The sequence below is a fragment of the Enterocloster sp. OA13 genome (assembly GCF_022440595.1).
Classification (GTDB): Bacteria; Bacillota; Clostridia; order Lachnospirales; family Lachnospiraceae; genus Enterocloster; species Enterocloster hominis.
Window position 1 is genome coordinate 3,246,031 of sequence record NZ_JAKNTF010000001.1, and the last position, 17,716, is coordinate 3,263,746.

Below are 17,716 nucleotides of genomic sequence, written 5' to 3' on the forward strand. Positions count from 1 at the left end.
CTTCAAAGCTATACCAGATTCTTAAATGCCGCACTAGGTTCCCTTATGACCCGGCTGCAAAGAGCCTCGCCCTCGGCGGCCAGACGTTCCTCATCCACACCGGTCAGGGCGCCGTCCCGGTAAACCACATCGCCGTTAATCATGGTCAGCCATACCGGACCTGTAAGCCCTACCCTGGCAATGATGTTCTTCGGGTCGTGAAGCGCGCCGGTCAGTTCCAGCACAGCGGTATCAATCATGAACAGGTCCGCCGCCTTGCCCGGTTCCAGGGAGCCAAGGTCAGGGCGTCCCAGTGTTTTGGCGCCGTTGATGGTGGCAACCTTAAGCATTTCATAGGCCGATACGCAGCCTCCCCTCTGTTTGCTGTGGTAGGTCTGCATCAGATATGCAATCCTCAGCGCATCCAGAAGGTTGGAACTGTCATTGGTGGCCGAGCCGTCGCAGCCAAGGCTGATGTTGATGCCGGCCTTAAGCATTTCCTTAATGTCCAGGATGGGGAAACCGCCCAGGATAGCCGGGGACGGACAGTGGGACACCCCTGTTTTGGTGGAAGCCAGAACCCGGTATTCCTCAGGCGTCACTTCCCAGTCATGGGCATACCACACATCCTCTCCGATGAATCCCAATTCCGCACACCAGTCCATGGTCCTCTTGCCCCAGCGGGCCACCATTCCCTCGTTCTCCCCTTCGCCCAGATGGGTGTGCATGCGCACGCCCTTATCCCTGGCCATGGAAACCGTCTCCTTGAAGGTATCCCTGGTACAGTTAATGGGCTGGCACGGCGCCATTACAATCTGTCTCATGGAAAATGCCCCGGGATCGTGGTACAGGTCAATCAGCCGTTCACAATCCTTCAGGAACCCGTCCGTGGTCTCCAGCATGTTGTCCGGTATGGAACTGCCGTCCGCCCTTGACAAGGTGTTGGTACCCCTTCCCGCGTGATACCGGATTCCCAGAAGCCCGGCTGCTTCCATCTGGCGGTCCACAGGCGTCTTGCCGGTCTTATTGGTATAGCAGTACTGATGGTCAAAGGCACAGGTACAGCCATGCTTAATCAGGTCCCCCAACGCAGTAAGGCTGGAATAGTAAATCACATCTGAATCAATGATCTGGAAAATCCTATAAATCTTATCAATCCAGTCCATGACCATCAGGTTAGGATAATCAATGGAGGTCAGATTCCTCACAAAGGTCTGGAAAAAGTGGTGGTGGGTATTGATTAAGCCCGGATAGACAAACTTGCCGTCCCCACGTATGATTTCCGCGCCGTCTGCCTCTATATCCTTTCCGATTTTAAGGATTTCCGGCCCCTCAATCAGGATATCGGAATCCCAATATACCTGGTCCCTGCTGTCACAGGTCACAATCGCTTTTGCATTTTTAATCAGTATCTTTCTTTCCATGGATCCTCCGCCTTGTCTTTTAGCTTTTATCTTTTAGCTTTTATCTTTTAGTTTTTCTTATCTTAATCTACTGTTTTCTTCATCATACAGCCATGATAAAAGTATACCATATTTTCACATAACTTCAATTATCATATGGAAATCCGTAGTGAAACCAGTGCCGGGCGGCATTCGGGCGTGTTTGAAAAAGGCATTCGGGCGTGTACTATGGATTTATGGTAAAGCTGAAGGTGCGTTCAAAGTCCGTGTACCCTGCCGTCCCGTTTACATCCTTCACGGATTTTGTAATGGCATAGGTTCCTTCCTCCAGGACGCCATAGAGGGACTCCCAGTCCACTGTCCACTCCACCGGATTCCCCCGCCTGGGCTTATAGGCAATGCTGTGAAAGTAAATCCCGTCTTTCTTTAACAACGGTTCCATATCCACCCATGATTCCCCGTCATACTTCTGAAGCCTGAAATCATCCCCAAACACAATATCCAGGTCTGTTTCATTTTCCAGTGAAAGCTTCATGGACGTTGGTGTAATATCGCTTTCATCCGCAGACATGCTGACCTCCCCCGGCAGGCCAAAGGATTCGTTCAGCCCATTGATGGCCCTCACCTTAAGTCCCTGGGATGATAAATCGTCGTTCAATGCTTCCACCACCCATACGCGGCCTGTTTTTCCAAGCATGATGCCGCTCCAGTTGCAGAACATCCTGCTGCAGGTTTCTTCCTCCAGCTCCACGAAAAAATAGGGATTCAGATCAGCCCCAAAATCAGCTGCCAGGAATTCTTCCGGCGTATCATAGATTGCCCCGTCTATGGTAACAGGATACGACAGTTCCCCGGATAATGCGTCCCAGTCCTGTATCATCAGCTGCTGTTTTACCTTCTTAGCAAACTGTTCCACCTGGGATGCAGGGATATCAGTAGCCAGACTGTAAAAGTCCTCAGGAACCGGATCATCTCCCGCCAGCACATCGTTCTGGTCTGCAGGCTTGAAATCAGGATCCGTACCTTGGGCCGCATGGCTGGTCACATAGTCATTACTGCGGGGCACCCCGTGGGCGGTTTCCTTCCCCTGCCCTGGTGTCTGTACTTTTATCCCGGCGCTTTCATCCGCTTCCCTCTTTGTCCCGTCCTCATCCTGACCATCACTTTCATCCATGGCCATGGTTTTGGCGCTTTCCGTTGTCCGGGAAACGGAACGTGCTTCTCCTTTGCATCCCCAGAGCAGCATTGCACACATCACCACAGCCATGATTTTCCTTGCTTCCCTGATGCTTTTCTTTCTCATAATACCACCTCTCCATACCATATCCGTCCTGTCCCAGGTGCGGATAACCCTTAATATCCATCGCCTTCTGCCGCCTTTTGGCATTATCCCTTAATCATCAATAAAAATCCTCAATGACATACAGTTTATCCGTTTTTCCATCAATGAGAAGAAAGAGTACATTGCGCCCGTCATCCCTCCCACGCATTTTTAACACAGAAAATGGCTGTCCGAAATCAGGGGCATATGCGGATGGGATACCAAGCGGTTCCATGATTGTCCTGATTTCCTCTGCTTCACTTTCAGGAATCCTGGAATCCGTCAGCGTAAAACCCAGGTCTGTCTCTTTTTTATACTGAAATACATGATACCTCTCCCCATCCCCATGAAAGCTTGCGCCGCTGTCTGCCCGGAATACTTCCCTTCAGCCATCCCGCTCCAGCCACTCCGGAACAGCCATCTAATCAAAGGATATCACATCGCAGCGGATTTTCAATTAACGTTACCTTAAACTTTATTAATTTTCAGACGGCAGGTCCGTTAATCCAACAGGTTCGTCATACTCTTAAGGCTGATTGCAAGGGTGGATGTATTGTGAAGCAGGGCCGATGTGGCCGGGGCAATCACTCCGCCCACCCCGAGTAAGATAAGCGCCAGGTTAAAGCCGATGACGCACCGGTAATTCCGGTCGATCCGGTCCATCAGGCCCCGGCTGATTGCCCTGAGTGTCACTAGCTGGTAAAGGTTATCCTCTGAGATTGTGATATCTGCAATCTCCCTGGCAATCTCAGCCCCTTCGCTGATTGCAATGCCGGCGTCCGCGGCTGAAAGAGCCGGGGAATCATTGATTCCATCGCCAATCATGATGACTTTGCGCCCCTTTTCCTTTTCTGCCTCCACAAATCCAGCTTTGTCCTCAGGCAGTACCTCCGAATAATACTCATCTACCCCGACACGTGCCGCAATGGCCCTGGCCGTGCGCCCGCTGTCGCCTGTCATCATGACTATCTTGGATATCCCCTGCCTGTGAAGGGCGCTGATGACAGCGTCCGCTTCTTCCCGCAACGGGTCCTCGATGCAGATTGCAGCGGCCAGCATGCCTCCGATTGCCAGATACAGATGGGAATACTCCGTGGACAGGCCCTCAAACGCTTCCTTCCCGTCCTCCGGTATCCTGCATCCCTCATCCTCAAATACGAAGTGGTGGCTTCCGATTACCACCCGCTCATCCCCCACATAGGTGGCAATACCGTGGGCCACGATATAATCCACCCTGGAATGCATTTCCTGATGTACCAGGCCGCGCTTCACCGCCTCATTGACGACTGCATTGGCCATGGAATGAGGGAAATGCTCCTCCAGGCAGGCCGCAATCCTGAGCAGTTCATCCTTATCCTGTCCATTGAACACAACCACATCCGCAACCTGGGGCTTTGCCTTTGTCAGGGTTCCTGTCTTATCAAACACAATGGTATCTGCTGCCGCAACTGCTTCCATATATTTGCCGCCCTTTACCGTAATATGATAGGCGCCGGCCTCACGCATGGCCGAAAGGACAGATAGGGGCATGGCAAGCTTTAAGGCACAGGAGAAATCCACCATAAGGATGGACAGGGCCTTGGCCGTATTGCGGGTCAGAAGCCATGTAAGCACGGTCCCGCCAAGGCTCCAGGGAACCAGGGCATCAGCCAGCGTGGCTGCCTTGCCTTCCGCTGTGGACTTTAACTGCTCGGATTCCTCAATCATGGTCACGATGCGCTCAAACCTGGTGGAACCAGCTGTTTTTTTGACGCACAGCGTGATTTCCCCCTCTTCAATGACTGTTCCGGCATAGACATACATGCCCTTTTCCTTTTTCACCGGAACGGACTCGCCTGTCATGGATGCCTGGTTCACCATTGCTTCCCCTGAAACCACCACCCCGTCCAAAGGGATTACGTTTCCCATATGTACGGTTACCAGGTCACCCTCCACAATTCCTGAAACAGGCACCAGGACCTCTGTCCCATCCACGTCCTGCCATACCTTGCTGATATTAAGGGACATGCTTCTGGCCAGGTCCCCCACTGATTTCTTATGGGTCCACTCTTCTAAAAGCCCGCCAATCCCCAACAGGAACATCACGGAACCTGCCGTGTCAAAGTCCCTCCGCACAATGGATACCATAATGGCCGTTGCATCCAGGACTTCCACTTCCAGTGAACCTTTTAACAGACAGCGGATTCCTTTTATCAGATACCGGACCGCATGGAGGACCGTATAGACCGCCCGCAGCGGCATTGGGAAAAAAGATTTGGTGACGGCCCTGACAACAAGCTTCTGAACCAGCTTTTCTCCATACTCCTGGTTCAAGGCCCTCGCGCTGTTCTTTGGCACGATTTCATTGAGCCGCTCATTTTCATAGGAAAAACGGCAGATTCCTTCCAGGATTTCACTCCTGCTGCCGTCAAAAAGGATAACCGCATCCGCCGTCCTCTCATATACCTTAACGCTCCTGACCCCTGGCAGGGAACTGATATGATATTGCAGCAGATCTGCCTGTCTCAGGTTCATCCCCTTTTGATACAGGTGGATCCTGACCCTTCCCCGTAACTCATGTCTTATCACAAATTTCATCGCTGATTGCTCCTCATCTGGTAAAAAAGTACCGCCCAGGGAATTTCCCCGGGCGGATTACATGGCGGATTCCATGGCTGATTACATGACGGATTCCATGGCTGATTACATATTACTCCGTAACCACGTCTGCTGGAACCTGTGTTTCATTTACCCCATCAGCATCCGCAGCCCCGCTCCCATCCTCAAAAACCTCTTCCTGTCTGCGCTTTTCATTGATGTCCTTTGCTTCTGCCAGGATGTCCTCAGCATTTTCCTGAATGCTGGTGGCCGTGGTCATCACACAGTCCTTTGCCCTTAACCCGGCCGCAAGGCAGTTAATGTAAAACTTCTTGGCGTCCGTACTTGCCAGCACCTTTACCCCGGCTGTCCCAAACAGGACTCCACCTAAAAAAAGACCTATTTTCCTGCATTTAAAACAATCCATCATTCTCTTTTCCTCCTATTTATGCCTTTATCCGGTAATACTGCCCCCGCTATCCCCGGTTCGTCAATTCCAATACATCTGATTGAGAAATTATATCAGTTAACCTGCTCAATCCTAAAAACCGTATACCCGCAGGCCTTTACCGCATCTTTCAAAGCCTTGTCCCCATATTCCTGTTTCATGTATACACTTGCCTCCCCTGACTCCAGATCCACCCGTGCCCAGACCCCGTCCATGGCGTTCAGTGCGTTTTCCACACGGATTGCACAGTTCCCACAGGACATACCATCCACCTTAAGGATACACTGGTGAGGATAATGGGACAGGTCCCGGTCTTTTACCTTTATCCGTTTCACGGCCTTTTCACCGGATGAACCGCAGCAGCCGGAGGTCAGGCGCTTCAGGTAACTTTTTATGCCAAACACACAAATAACAATTAATAGGATGCATATGACTGCTGTTGACAATCTTCTTCCTCCTTTGGCGAAGAATATTGGAAGGTCCGGGCAAGGACCCCCATCTCCTCAAGGGCGCTTACCGTGCGGTAGACCGTGGCCATTCCCAGGTTGGGGTCGCGTTTGCGGGCCTCATAGTAGATGTCCTTGCAGTTTGTCCAGTTCCCTTCCAGGATGACATCCAGAAGCATTCTCCTTTGCTGTGTTATCCGCTTTCCCCTTTTCTGGAATTCATCAAGCACCTGCTCTTTTTCCCACATATGGTTCCTCCTTACGCAATCCCAGGCGCCGCAAGAGCGTGCCCCTAGGCCGGAACGCGCCTTCAAACACGCTTCCGGAAATAAACTCAAAGACACGCTCCTGATACTGCACTTCACAGGTTCATATATAATTTACATACAATCCGGCGTTACGCTGCTGATTTGGCTTTTACGCCAACGTTCAGGGAACGGCTCTCTTTGTACGGCCTGATTAACAGGTAAATGAACAGGGCTACCAGGATAATGGCTGCGACCGTCCCCATGCCAAAGCTACCTGTCATGAACCAGCTGCCCAGCTGGTAGATGCAAAGGGATACGCCGTAAGCCAGGACAGTCTGATAGCCAATGGCAAACCAGGTCCACTTTGCATTGTTCATCTCCCGCTTGATGGCGCCCATGGCCGCAAAGCAGGGCGCGCACAGAAGGTTGAACACCAGGAAGGAATATGCGCTGACCGCTGTAAAGCTTCCTGCCAGGGTTCCCCAGATTTCCTGTCCGTCTTCCGCAACCTCTGCAAATCCATAAAGGATACCGAAGGTGCCGACCACATTTTCCTTTGCAACCAGTCCAGTGATGGCCGCCACGGCCGCCTGCCAGCTGCCCCATCCCAGAGGAGCGAATATCCACGCAATGCCCCTTCCGATGGAAGCCAGGATGCCGTCTGACAAATCTTCCACCATCCCAAAGCTTCCGTCCACAAAACCGAAGCTGGATGTGAACCAGATGAAGATGGTCGACAGAAGAATCACGGTTCCTGCCTTCTTAATGAAGGACCAGCCGCGCTCCCACATGCTTCTGAGCACGTTGGTGACCGTGGGCATATGATATGCGGGAAGTTCCATGACAAAGGGCGCAGGGTCGCCTGCAAACATCTTCGTCTTCTTTAAAATGATGCCGGAGAAGATAATGGCTGCAATCCCTACAAAATAAGCGCTTGGCGCAACCCATGAGGCGCCGCCGAATAAGGCGCCTGCAAACAAAGCAATGATCGGCAGCTTTGCGCCGCAGGGAATGAAGGTGGTGGTCATGATGGTCATCTTGCGGTCCCTGTCATTTTCAATGGTGCGGCTTGCCATGATGCCGGGGACGCCGCAGCCGGTTCCAATCAGCATGGGGATGAAGGACTTGCCGGACAAACCGAACTTGCGGAAAATCCTGTCCATGATGAATGCAACCCTGGCCATGTAACCGCAGGCCTCAAGGAATGCCAGGAAGATGAACAGCACCAGCATCTGGGGGACAAAGCCCAGCACGGCGCCAACGCCGGCAACAATACCGTCCAGGATCAGGCTGGACAGCCAGTCAGCACAGCCCACAGCGGTGAGGAATCCTTCTACCAGCACAGGTATTCCTGGTACCTCCATCCCGAACAGGCTCCATCCTTCCCCGAATACCCCGTCGTTGGCCCAGTCAGTCGCCCAGGTTCCCACGGTCGTGACCGATACATAATATACAATCCACATGACCACGGCAAAGATGGGAAGGGCCAGCCAGCGGTTGGTGACAATATGGTCAATCTTATCGGACGTGCTCAGTTTCTGCCTGTTCTTCCTGACATAGCAGCCATTGATGATGGAGGCAATGTATGTATAGCGCTCATTGGTGATAATGCTTTCAGCGTCATCATCCATGGCCTCTTCAGCGCCTTTGATGAGCCTCTCGACATCCGGGACCATGGTCATCTGTGCGGCAATCTTATCATCCCGTTCAAAGAGCTTGATGGCATAGAAACGTTTCTGCGCCTCGGGGATACCGCCTCCCAGGCTGGCCTCAATCTCATCCAGCACATGCTCCACCTCTGAGCCGAACGCATGGACAGGCGCCGCCTTGCCGCCTGCCCTGGCCAGTTCCACTGCCTTGGCCGCAGCATCCATGATGCCGGTGCCCTTCAGCGCTGAAATCTCAACCACCGGGCAGCCCAGTTCCCTGCTCAGGGCGTCTATATTGATCTGGTCGCCGTTTTTCTTCACGATATCCATCATGTTCACAGCCATAAGCACAGGAATCCCCAATTCCATCAGCTGCGTGGAGAGATAAAGGTTGCGCTCAAGGTTGGTGCCGTCCACAATATTAAGGATTGCGTCCGGGCGCTCCGTAATCAGGTAATTCCTGGCAACCACTTCCTCCAGGGTGTAAGGGGACAGGGAATAAATTCCCGGAAGGTCCATGATGATTACATCCTTGCTGCCCTTCAGCTTCCCTTCCTTTTTTTCCACCGTGACACCGGGCCAGTTTCCTACAAACTGGTTGGAACCGGTCAGGCCGTTAAACAGCGTTGTCTTTCCGCAGTTCGGGTTGCCGGCCAAAGCAATTTTTATTGACATTTTCATATCCTCCTCTTCCTCTTATTGAGAAAATTTATCAATAAATTAGTATCAACTAACTCATCGTCTTAAAAAAAAGCAGCCCCTACTGCACTTCAATCATCTCTGCATCTGCTTTTCTCAGCGATAATTCGTATCCTCTTACATTCACTTCAACCGGATCGCCAAGCGGCGCCACCTTGCGGACAAAAACTTCCGTCCCTTTTGTGATTCCCATGTCCATGATCCTGCGTTTAACAGCTCCCTCGCCGTGAAGCTTTACTACGGATACCGTGTCCCCGCACTTAACCTCTTTTAATGTGTGCATGTTGTGATGCTCCTTTCCTCTTCCTGCCCTTTTACTGCTATATCATGATTTTATTGGCCATTTCCCTGCTGATTGCAACGCGGGCTTCCTTTACGTTAACAATCACATTGCCGTTGTTGACAGTCACAACCGTCACATCCGTGCCCGGCACAAATCCCATATTCTCCAGATGGCGGCGCACTTCCTCTTTCCCGCCTACCCGCTTGATGGATGTCACTTCACCCTCTCTTGCCATTGTCAAAGGCATACGAATCACTCCTCTTCTCTGTTGATGTGATTATGAACTTACAATTATGCAGTCCTGGAAAGTTATGGTATCCTAACTGCATCTCTAAGTTAGCACTGATTAACTCAAATGTCAATAATTTTTTTCAATTTTCTTAAGATAAATCCTAAAAACCTTAATGAGAAATTCAGGCTGGGCCTGGACGGGAAGACGGCGGCGGAAGACGCCTGCCGCATTGAACACGTGGTCAGCGCCAAAAGCTTTAAGGCCATCAAGGACCATATCATGCAGGGAAATGAACTGCCTTAGGGCATACATTTACAAAAACAGGGAAAAGGGGAAGACCAGCACAAGGGACGGCAGGATATTCAGCACCCTGGACCGCTTGATATCCGCAATCTTAAGCCCCACGGCCAGCGTAATGATTCCTCCGCATGCCTTAAAATTAGACAGCATGGTTTCTGTCACAAAAGGCAGTATGTAGGATGCCCCGGCAAACAGCAGGATACCTACCAGGAATTGCGGCACGGCCACAAATCCCACCAGATATCCGGCTGTTGTCCCGAATATGACTGCCGTAAAAAAGTCCATGATTGCCTTGGCAATCAACACGGAATGGTCCCCGGTCATCGCTGAATTCATGGCCCCGAAAATGCCTGTGCCGCTGAAGCAGAACAGGATGATCATACTGATCAGCACATCCAGCTGCCCGTCATTAAGGCTTAACGGAAGCCTGGATTCCAGGCCGTGAAGTCCGTGCATCAGGTTTGTTTCCAGGTTCAGGAGTTCCCCGATGACCGTACCGATGATAATGGCCAGGATGACAGCCGACAGGCTTTCAAGACGGATAATCAGCGTAACCCCCATGGTGATGGCGGATAATCCGAAGATGCCTGGCAGCGACTCCTTTAGCTTATCCGGAAAATAATCCTTTAAAAAGGCCCCCAGAAGGCCTCCAATCAACACTGCTGTACAATTAATCATGATACCGTATGGCATACTTTCTGCTCCCTTCCTACTCTTTCATCAGCCGTTCCCTCAGGCGCCGGTGGATTTTCCCATATAATTCCATGAACTGCCCCACTTCTGCCTCCGGCATCCCTTCAAAGGTCTGTTCCTCTATTCTCAGGAATGCCTCCAATACCCTTTCCTGCTGTTCCCTCCCCTTTTGTGTAAGGAAGATATGGAAGGTGCGGCGGTTCCCGTTAAGACGCCTGCGCTCAATCAGTCCCTTGGCCTCCATTCCGTTGAGCACGGATGTGAGCGTGGCAGCCTCAATATAGCAATGGGCCGCAATCTCCTTCTGGCTGGCCCCGTCATGTCCGTCCAGATAATCCAGCACCTTTGGCTGGCCCGCCGTCAGGCCGGAGTCTTCCAGGATTTCCATCAGCACCTTGTTGTAAATCGCATGGTTTGCCATGACCATATAGTGGAATGTCATGCTTTCTCCTTTCACAATAGTTAGATTTCTAATAATTATAATTCTAACTATCATTCCTGTCAAGCCTGATTATCTTTGATTCAGGTCAGTGATTCCGGGCAGTGATTTTGGACCCTGGTTGGAATCCGCATAACACAAAGCAGGCATCCATGCCTGCCGCTACACAGTATATGGATGCCTGCCCATGATATCAATAACTGGGATGAAGCCCATCCCACACAATCCGTCTGTAATTCTCCCGGTCCGTATCCCCTTCCGTGGAAAAGCACAGGATCCTGGAATCCTGATTCAGGCCCAGGGCTTCCCTCAGCCAGTCCAGTCCCCTATTCCCCATGACCTCTGCCACCAGTCCCAGGGTTGCCGCACCGCTTTCACCGGACACCACCCTTGGGTCATCCCCCATGGGATTGCCCAGAATGCGCATTCCCTTTGCAGCCACATAATCAGGTATGGATACGAAGTGGTCCGCATGGTCCTTCAGGATATTCCAGCCAATGGTGCACGGTTCACCGCAAGCCAGTCCTGCCATGATGGTATCCATATGTCCTTTCACCGTATGGATCTGCCCATCGCCGGCCTGTGCGGTACGGAAAATGCAGTCCGCCTTATCAGGTTCCACGACAGTGATTACAGGCCGCTCCTCATCCCCATATAGGTCTGCAAAGAATCCCGCCATGGCCCCGGACATGGCCCCCACGCCTGCCTGAAGGAAGATATGGGTAGGCTTCTCCTTCATCTGGCCGGCCGCCTCATATGCCATGGTGGTATATCCCTGCATGATCCACTGCGGTATTTCCTCATAGCCATCCCAGGCAGTATCCTGTACCATGATCCAGCCATAAGTCCTGGCATGTTCATTAGCCAGCCGGACCGCATCATCGTAATTCAGTTCCGTGATGAATGCGTCTGCCCCCAAAGCTTTTATATTATCAAGACGTTCCCGTGAACTGCCCTTAGGCATGTAGACCACGCTTTTTTGCCCCAGACGGTCAGCCGTCCACGCAATCCCCCTCCCATGATTCCCATCCGTAGCCGTCACAAAGGTAAGCCCGCCTAATTTTTCCCTCACACCAGCATCCCTTATCTTATCATACGGAAGTTCACTGATATCTACCCCCAGACGGTCTGCTATATACCTGCCGATACAATAACTACCGCCCAACACCTTAAATGCATTAAGTCCAAACCGGTAACTTTCATCCTTTATCTGGATATCCGCAAGCCCAAGGGAAGAGGCCAGGTTCTTAAGGCCCGCCATAGGTGTTACACTGTACTCCGGGAAACTTTTGTGGTATTCATTCACCCTTCTGGCAGTTTCCGGACCAAATGCCATCACCGGGCACAGGCCATTGCCCTTTTTTCTCTTATAATGAACTGCCTTGATACACCCGTCCATTTCCATATCCTCCTTTTATCCAGGCAGGCGCACACGCACCAGCTCGGCAAAAAACTCAGCACCTGTCTCCAGGACCTTGTCATTATAATCAAACCGTGAATTATGAAGGGCAATATTATCCGCTCCATTTTCACAGTCCCCGCTTCCCAGGAACACGAAGCAGCCAGGTATCCTTTCCAGGAAAGTCCCAAAGTCCTCAGAAGCCATCCATGGCTCACAGCTGGCATTGGTTCCCTTTTCGCCTGCCACATTGACAGCCGCCCGCGCAGCCACTGCCGCACACTGTTCCCAGTTAACTGTGGGTGCAAATTCATGTGTGTACGTAAATTCACATCCGGCACCGTTCATCTGGCAGATTCCCTCACAGATGCCCCGCATCCGCTTCTCAATCAGCGCCTGCATGGCTGGCGAGAAACTTCTTGTATCTCCCAGTATCTCCACATTGGACGGAATCGCGTTGTGCACGCCGTCCGTATGGATTTCCGTGCAGGATATGACAGCAGGGTCCAATGGGTTGGCGCTGCGGGAAACCACGGTCTGAAGCGCCAGGATAATCTGGGCCGCCGTCACAAGCGGGTCGATTCCCAGATGGGGGCTGGATGCATGACCACCCTTTCCTTTTATACGTATGGTAAAATTATCCTCACTTGCCATGATTCCACCCACCTTTGTATGGATGGTTCCCGTGGGCAGGGAGGGCATATTGTGAAGCCCGTATATCTCATCCACTGGAAAACGGTCCAGCAGCCCGTCCTCCAGCATGGCCCTGGCACCTTTGCCCGGTTCTTCTGCCGGCTGGAAGATAAAGCGTACGGTCCCATTAAAATTCTTTTGTTCCGACAGGATCTTTGCAGCGCCAAGAAGGGTAGCCGTGTGCCCATCATGACCGCAGGCATGCATTTTCCCGGGATTTAGGGAACAATAGTCCGGTTCCCCTGTTTCCGTCATATTGATTGCATCCATATCTGCCCTTAAGCCGATTACCTCCGTTCCGTTCCCTGCACTCAGGGTCGCCACAACGCCGGTTCCTCCTATATCTGTATGTACTTCCAGCCCCATCCCGGCCAGCAGCTTTGCCACATAATCCGCTGTTCCCGTTTCTTCAAACGCGCTTTCCGGATGCATGTGCAGATAATGCCTCCACTCTTTCATCTGGTTTTTAATTCCTTCACTTACCATATCATTCTCCTCCTGATTCTGCTGTATGTCCATCTTATCATTAGCATCCATGTCTGCCTCTGGCTGGTTCACTGTTCATCTGACAGCCTGGTTAAATCCATGGCCGTTATATCATTTTCCACATCCCATACAGGCTGTGCCTTACCCTTATCCTTCTGCCCCACAAAATCCTTCAGCACATAGACTACATATCTTGCCAGCCCGATTAACGCTATTACATTGAAAAATACCATGAACGCGCTTACAAGGTCAACCAGGTCCCATACAATGGGGACTGGCGCAACCGCCCCGATGATGATGAAGACGCAGCAGATAATCCTGTAAACCGTAACCGCACCGGGCTTTTCAGAAACAAGTGACATCAGGTTTACTTCCCCATAATAAATATCCGCCAGCAGCGTGGTAAAGCCAAACAGCGACATTGCCAGGAATACAATCCATTTTCCAGCCCCGCCAAGGGCATTGTGGAAAGCCACCTGGGTCAGTGCAATCCCTGTTTCCCCTGAATCCAGTGCGCCCGTAATCAATATGCAGAATGCAGTACAGCTGCAGATAATGATTGTTGTGATAAATGTCCCAAGCATTGCAGCCAGCCCCTGGTTCACCGGATGTTTTACCACGGCGGACGCATGCATGCTGGGTGCTGTCCCATTCCCTGCATCATTAGAAAACAGTCCCCTGGCAACGCCATAGCGGAATGCCTCCTTAATGGTATATCCGGCCACGCCTCCGGCAGCCGCCCGGAAACTGAAAGCGGATTTGAAAATAAGTGTGATGACACCGGGAAGCATCTTGATGTTCATTACTACGATGATGACCGCTATCACCAGATAAGCCAGCGCCATGAACGGCACCACCAGTGAGGATACCTCTGACAGACGTTTAATGCCTCCGAATACAACAAGACATACCAGCGCCAGAAGGACCAGGCCCGCAATCAGCGGCTTGATATCCACCACCCCTGTCAGCGCAACGGAAATGGAGTTACTCTGTATCATGGCATAGAAAAATCCGATTCCAATCATGACACTGATGGAAAACAGCACGGACAGCAGTTTGCTGTGAAGCCCCTTTTCCATGTAATAAGCGGGTCCGCCCCTATAGGTCCCATCTGAATTCTTCTCCCTGAACAGCTGTCCAAGCACTGCCTCACTAAAACTGATGGGCATTCCCAAAAGAGCCGTCATCCACATCCAGAATATTGCACCCGGGCCGCCGGATGCAAGGGCTGTTGCCACCCCTACCAGGCTTCCGGTCCCAACCTGGCCGCCCACTGCCGCACACAGGGCGCCAAATCCCGATACACCTCCCTCTGATTTCATGCTCTCCCTCAGATTACCAAACAATTTGGTAAAATACCGTATCTGTGGGAATTTCAGCCTGATTGTGAAGAATACACCTGTGCCCAGCAGGATCCCTGCCACCAGCCATCCCCAAAAAATCCCGTTTAAAGTTTGAATTACCTGCATACCTGTTCCCCTTTCTATTCTATCTCCATGTAGTATGATGGTACTATAGTTGAAGAAACCGGAGGTGTCAAAAGCAGGCCATATACGGTTTCTACCGGCTATTATTTATCAAAATGAGAATCATGATCAAAAACGCCTGGCCTGTCCCCTGTATTTCCATATTTATCATATTGAGAACACACTTTATCATAATGAGAATTTATTCAAATAAAAAAGAAGCTGCAGCAATTTACCAGCCTCTTTTTTGTATATTTTGTATAAATCCTGGCCGCCTTTTCTACATTCACAAACCATACTTATCCAGTTTGCGGTAAAGGGTAGCCATACCTATGCCCAGTGCACCCGCTGCTTTTTTCTTGGCCTCCACGCTTGTGCCATAGCGGCTGACTGCCTTTTCTATCATCCTCTTCTCCATGGACTCCAGATTCAGGTCATCCTCTGCCTGCATGACACCTGTCCTGAGGTTGGCGGGAAGCAGGTCAATATCAATCATGCCGTCCAGTTTCATCATATTAGCGGCATATTCCATAGCGTTACGCAATTCCCATTTATTACCAGGCCACCCATACTGCCTGATACAGGCATAAAATCCGTCGCTGATTGTCTGTATGTTTTTGTTCATTGACCTGGCATACCTCTGCAGGTACTTCTGGGCCAGAAGATTTATATCCCCTTTCCTTTCCCTCAGAGGCGGGATGTACAGTGGCAGGATATTAATCCTGTAATAAAATGCAGGCAGGAACCTTCCCTGTTCCACCAGTTCTCCCAGGTTGACAGAAGAAGTGCAGATGATCCTGGTATTTACCCGTACCCCCTTAAGGGCGCCCTGCCGCACCACAAGCTGGCTGTCCAAGAACTCCCCCAGCCGGAGCTGGACATCATACGGCAGGTTCTCTACCTCCTCCAAAATCAGGGTTCCCTTAGATGCAGCCTCCAGCTTCCCGGCCTTGCCTTTTGAAGCAGCTGTCCTGGCCGTACCGAACAGTTCCCTCCCTATTTGGCTTTGGGGCACGGTTTCACAGTTCACGGTACATACCATCTCTCCGGCCCTCTCCCCCTCTTCGTGGATTGCCATGGCAAATTTTGTCTTCTCAGTCCCCTTTTCCCCCAGTATCAGAACCGGCGACGGCGAACTGACCATACGCAGCATCTCCTGCTTTACCGCCTGTATCTGAGGGGAATTACCGTCAATACGCTCCAGCCCGCTCCTTTCCCTTTTGCCTGCAAGGCCCAGGGAATCCTTAAGGGTACGCTCCGCCTGGTTAAACAGGAAGAAGGTCATCCTACCCTCCGTATCCAGTTCAAATACCTTGCCAACCAGCCTGTAGCTGGATTGTCCGGCGGTAAGCCTGTACTCATCCAGTCCGCCCACAAAATTACCTGTAGGCGCAAGGCGGACCGGGACCGTGAATAAATCCCCCTCCCGCATCTTCAGTATCTGGCAGCACATACGGTTGGTCTGTACCACAAGGTTATGCTGATCCATGACAATGACCCCGGCGTCCAGACGGTCCACAATGGTTTCCAGCAGTTCCTTCATAGCCAGATTCTTTTTATTCTCCAATGCCTCCTGAGCCTTGGCAGATATTAAATCCGCAAACTGCTGGAGGAACTGTTTAAATATTTCCTGGTTTTTCAGGGCATGGCTTCTCTGCTTCTGATTAAAGCAGGTAAAACAGATTACACCGATTGCCTGTCCCTTTATCATGACCGGAGTACTCATATGAAATGTCTCCCTGCAGTGTTCCCTGCTGTGGCAATCCCTACATATCTCATTCTTCCCAGGTTCATTGACAATCTGTGTCTCACCGCTCTCCATTGCTTTCTTCAGTATATGCCCTTCTTCAGACATATCTGTATTGATTTCCTTTATCAATCTTCCCGTTCCTGCAATCCGCTTAAAACTGCTGTTGACAATGGTAACGTCAATCTTCAATATCTGTGCCAGGATATTGGCATAAAGAATCACTGTATCCTGTATTTCATCCAAAATTTCCAATGGTCCCACCGCCCTGCGTGAAATAAGGGAGCCACGGTGCAGCCCCCTGTTGACTTTTCCATCCTTTTATTATAAGCAATCTTCCATCCGGTTGCAACCTCAGCCTTCCAGCTGCTCCCGGTAAAGTTCCCGGTCCTTATCCGTAAACACATTGAATATAACCTGTCTGAGGGAAGAATCATGTTCCAGGAAACGTGACACGGTTTCCACAGCAATTTCCGCCGCCCTTTCCTGCGGAAAATGAAATACTCCGGTAGATATACAGCAGAAAGCAATGGACTGGATATCATGCTTTACCGCCAGTTCAAGGCATGACTCATAGCACCGTGACAGAAGATCACAGTCCCCGCTGCCGAGGGGGCCTGTTATGATTGGTCCCACTGTATGAAGCACATACTTTGCCGGAAGATTAAATCCAGGAGTGATTTTCGCTCTGCCGGACTGCTCTGCATGTCCCTGGGCCTGCATGATATCATTACACGCCAGCCGCAATTGGACTCCTGCATAAGTATGGATTATGTTGTCAATACAGGAATGGCAGGGATGGAAGCAGCCCAAAAGCGCGCTGTTTGCGGCATTGACAATGGCATCCGCTTTCAGGCAGGTTATATCCCCCTGCCAGAGAAAGATACGTTTGTCCTTTCCCACATGTTCCAAAAAACGGCAGTCCGCCATGCCCCGCCTTCTGACCTCCTCTGACAGGTATCCGTCCTGCACAGACAAAAAATCCTTCCCAGCCGGCATGGGCGGCCGTACGTTAAACAGGGAGCGCAGAACCCTCCATCTGGCCTCCTCACCCCCGGGAATGTCCATATACCGATACTGGGGCATCTCCTTTAACAGGGTCTCAATCAGATATTCCCGTCTCTCCTCCTGTGTCACTGTTACCCCTCCTTTCTTTGGAATATACTTTATCCCCTGCTCCCGGTGCCTCGCGGCAGTATTCCTGCAGC

Annotated in this window: 16 protein-coding genes and 1 pseudogene; 1 reads left to right on the forward strand and 16 read right to left on the reverse strand. The window is 51.2% G+C overall.

The window, feature by feature from the left end:
* Window positions 1-8: 8 nt before the first annotated feature.
* From MCJ35_RS14410 to MCJ35_RS14450, 9 genes are all read right to left on the reverse strand, one after another.
* Window positions 9-1,403: an amidohydrolase gene (locus MCJ35_RS14410; protein ID WP_008717665.1), complete on the reverse strand. Its 1,395-nt coding sequence runs from the start codon at window positions 1,401-1,403 to the stop codon at window positions 9-11.
* 205 nt (window positions 1,404-1,608) lie between these two features.
* The gene (locus tag MCJ35_RS14415) at window positions 1,609-2,685 is read right to left on the reverse strand and encodes an immunoglobulin-like domain-containing protein (protein ID WP_034577969.1); all 1,077 of its coding nucleotides are present in this window, start codon (window positions 2,683-2,685) and stop codon (window positions 1,609-1,611) included.
* Between the two features lie 519 nt (window positions 2,686-3,204).
* A complete protein-coding gene (locus MCJ35_RS14420; RefSeq protein ID WP_025486620.1) occupies window positions 3,205-5,280 on the reverse strand; it encodes a heavy metal translocating P-type ATPase in 2,076 nt (691 codons plus the stop codon).
* Between the two features lie 112 nt (window positions 5,281-5,392).
* Entirely contained in the window at window positions 5,393-5,710 is a 318-nt protein-coding gene (locus MCJ35_RS14425; protein ID WP_008717672.1) for a DUF6110 family protein, read from the reverse strand.
* A 92-nt stretch (window positions 5,711-5,802) separates the two neighbouring features.
* Window positions 5,803-6,174, reverse strand: coding sequence for a heavy-metal-associated domain-containing protein (locus MCJ35_RS14430; protein WP_025486619.1), 372 nt, complete (start codon window positions 6,172-6,174; stop codon window positions 5,803-5,805).
* Window positions 6,144-6,422, reverse strand: coding sequence for a Fur family transcriptional regulator (locus tag MCJ35_RS14435; RefSeq protein ID WP_025486618.1), 279 nt, complete (start codon window positions 6,420-6,422; stop codon window positions 6,144-6,146). Before MCJ35_RS14435 ends, MCJ35_RS14430 begins: the two co-directional genes overlap by 31 nt.
* A gap of 149 nt (window positions 6,423-6,571) precedes the next feature.
* Complete coding sequence (gene feoB, locus MCJ35_RS14440; protein WP_025486617.1) at window positions 6,572-8,746, reverse strand: ferrous iron transport protein B; 2,175 nt, start codon at window positions 8,744-8,746, stop codon at window positions 6,572-6,574.
* An 85-nt stretch (window positions 8,747-8,831) separates the two neighbouring features.
* Entirely contained in the window at window positions 8,832-9,053 is a 222-nt protein-coding gene (locus MCJ35_RS14445; protein ID WP_008717677.1) for a FeoA family protein, read from the reverse strand.
* Between the two features lie 37 nt (window positions 9,054-9,090).
* Window positions 9,091-9,300 (reverse strand): FeoA family protein, encoded by a 210-nt coding sequence (locus MCJ35_RS14450; protein WP_025486616.1) that lies wholly within the window; start codon window positions 9,298-9,300, stop codon window positions 9,091-9,093.
* Window positions 9,301-9,471: 171 nt separating this feature from the next.
* On the opposite strand from MCJ35_RS14450, the pseudogene MCJ35_RS14455 reads away from it, so the two are divergent.
* Window positions 9,472-9,588: pseudogene (locus tag MCJ35_RS14455) on the forward strand (metal-dependent transcriptional regulator); the annotation flags it as partial.
* 9 nt (window positions 9,589-9,597) lie between these two features.
* Here the strand turns inward: MCJ35_RS14455 and MCJ35_RS14460 are convergent.
* The 7 genes from MCJ35_RS14460 to MCJ35_RS14490 form a co-directional block, all read right to left on the reverse strand.
* Window positions 9,598-10,278 (reverse strand): DUF554 domain-containing protein, encoded by a 681-nt coding sequence (locus MCJ35_RS14460; protein WP_008717680.1) that lies wholly within the window; start codon window positions 10,276-10,278, stop codon window positions 9,598-9,600.
* Window positions 10,279-10,294: 16 nt separating this feature from the next.
* Complete coding sequence (locus MCJ35_RS14465) at window positions 10,295-10,720, reverse strand: MarR family winged helix-turn-helix transcriptional regulator (RefSeq protein WP_025486614.1); 426 nt, start codon at window positions 10,718-10,720, stop codon at window positions 10,295-10,297.
* Between the two features lie 190 nt (window positions 10,721-10,910).
* The gene (gene dpaL, locus MCJ35_RS14470) at window positions 10,911-12,116 is read right to left on the reverse strand and encodes a diaminopropionate ammonia-lyase (protein ID WP_008717682.1); all 1,206 of its coding nucleotides are present in this window, start codon (window positions 12,114-12,116) and stop codon (window positions 10,911-10,913) included.
* Between the two features lie 15 nt (window positions 12,117-12,131).
* Complete coding sequence (locus MCJ35_RS14475; protein ID WP_008717683.1) at window positions 12,132-13,295, reverse strand: M20 aminoacylase family protein; 1,164 nt, start codon at window positions 13,293-13,295, stop codon at window positions 12,132-12,134.
* Window positions 13,296-13,363: 68 nt separating this feature from the next.
* Window positions 13,364-14,764: an alanine/glycine:cation symporter family protein gene (locus tag MCJ35_RS14480; RefSeq protein WP_025486613.1), complete on the reverse strand. Its 1,401-nt coding sequence runs from the start codon at window positions 14,762-14,764 to the stop codon at window positions 13,364-13,366.
* A 283-nt stretch (window positions 14,765-15,047) separates the two neighbouring features.
* On the reverse strand, window positions 15,048-16,763 hold the full coding sequence (locus MCJ35_RS14485; protein ID WP_227795519.1) for a sigma 54-interacting transcriptional regulator: 1,716 nt from the start codon (window positions 16,761-16,763) through the stop codon (window positions 15,048-15,050).
* 99 nt (window positions 16,764-16,862) lie between these two features.
* Window positions 16,863-17,645: a protein-ADP-ribose hydrolase gene (locus tag MCJ35_RS14490; protein ID WP_008717689.1), complete on the reverse strand. Its 783-nt coding sequence runs from the start codon at window positions 17,643-17,645 to the stop codon at window positions 16,863-16,865.
* Between the last annotated feature and the right edge of the window lie 71 nt (window positions 17,646-17,716).

Coding starts and splice junctions, on each gene's coding strand:
- MCJ35_RS14410 (WP_008717665.1), bottom strand. CDS start 1,403: ATGGAAAGAAAGATACTGATTAAAAATGCAAAAGCGATTGTGACCTGT.
- MCJ35_RS14415 (WP_034577969.1), bottom strand. CDS start 2,685: ATGAGAAAGAAAAGCATCAGGGAAGCAAGGAAAATCATGGCTGTGGTG.
- MCJ35_RS14420 (WP_025486620.1), bottom strand. CDS start 5,280: ATGAAATTTGTGATAAGACATGAGTTACGGGGAAGGGTCAGGATCCAC.
- MCJ35_RS14425 (WP_008717672.1), bottom strand. CDS start 5,710: ATGATGGATTGTTTTAAATGCAGGAAAATAGGTCTTTTTTTAGGTGGA.
- MCJ35_RS14435 (WP_025486618.1), bottom strand. CDS start 6,422: ATGTGGGAAAAAGAGCAGGTGCTTGATGAATTCCAGAAAAGGGGAAAG.
- feoB (WP_025486617.1), bottom strand. CDS start 8,746: ATGTCAATAAAAATTGCTTTGGCCGGCAACCCGAACTGCGGAAAGACA.
- MCJ35_RS14445 (WP_008717677.1), bottom strand. CDS start 9,053: ATGCACACATTAAAAGAGGTTAAGTGCGGGGACACGGTATCCGTAGTA.
- MCJ35_RS14450 (WP_025486616.1), bottom strand. CDS start 9,300: ATGCCTTTGACAATGGCAAGAGAGGGTGAAGTGACATCCATCAAGCGG.
- MCJ35_RS14460 (WP_008717680.1), bottom strand. CDS start 10,278: ATGCCATACGGTATCATGATTAATTGTACAGCAGTGTTGATTGGAGGC.
- MCJ35_RS14465 (WP_025486614.1), bottom strand. CDS start 10,720: ATGACATTCCACTATATGGTCATGGCAAACCATGCGATTTACAACAAG.
- dpaL (WP_008717682.1), bottom strand. CDS start 12,116: ATGGACGGGTGTATCAAGGCAGTTCATTATAAGAGAAAAAAGGGCAAT.
- MCJ35_RS14475 (WP_008717683.1), bottom strand. CDS start 13,295: ATGGTAAGTGAAGGAATTAAAAACCAGATGAAAGAGTGGAGGCATTAT.
- MCJ35_RS14480 (WP_025486613.1), bottom strand. CDS start 14,764: ATGCAGGTAATTCAAACTTTAAACGGGATTTTTTGGGGATGGCTGGTG.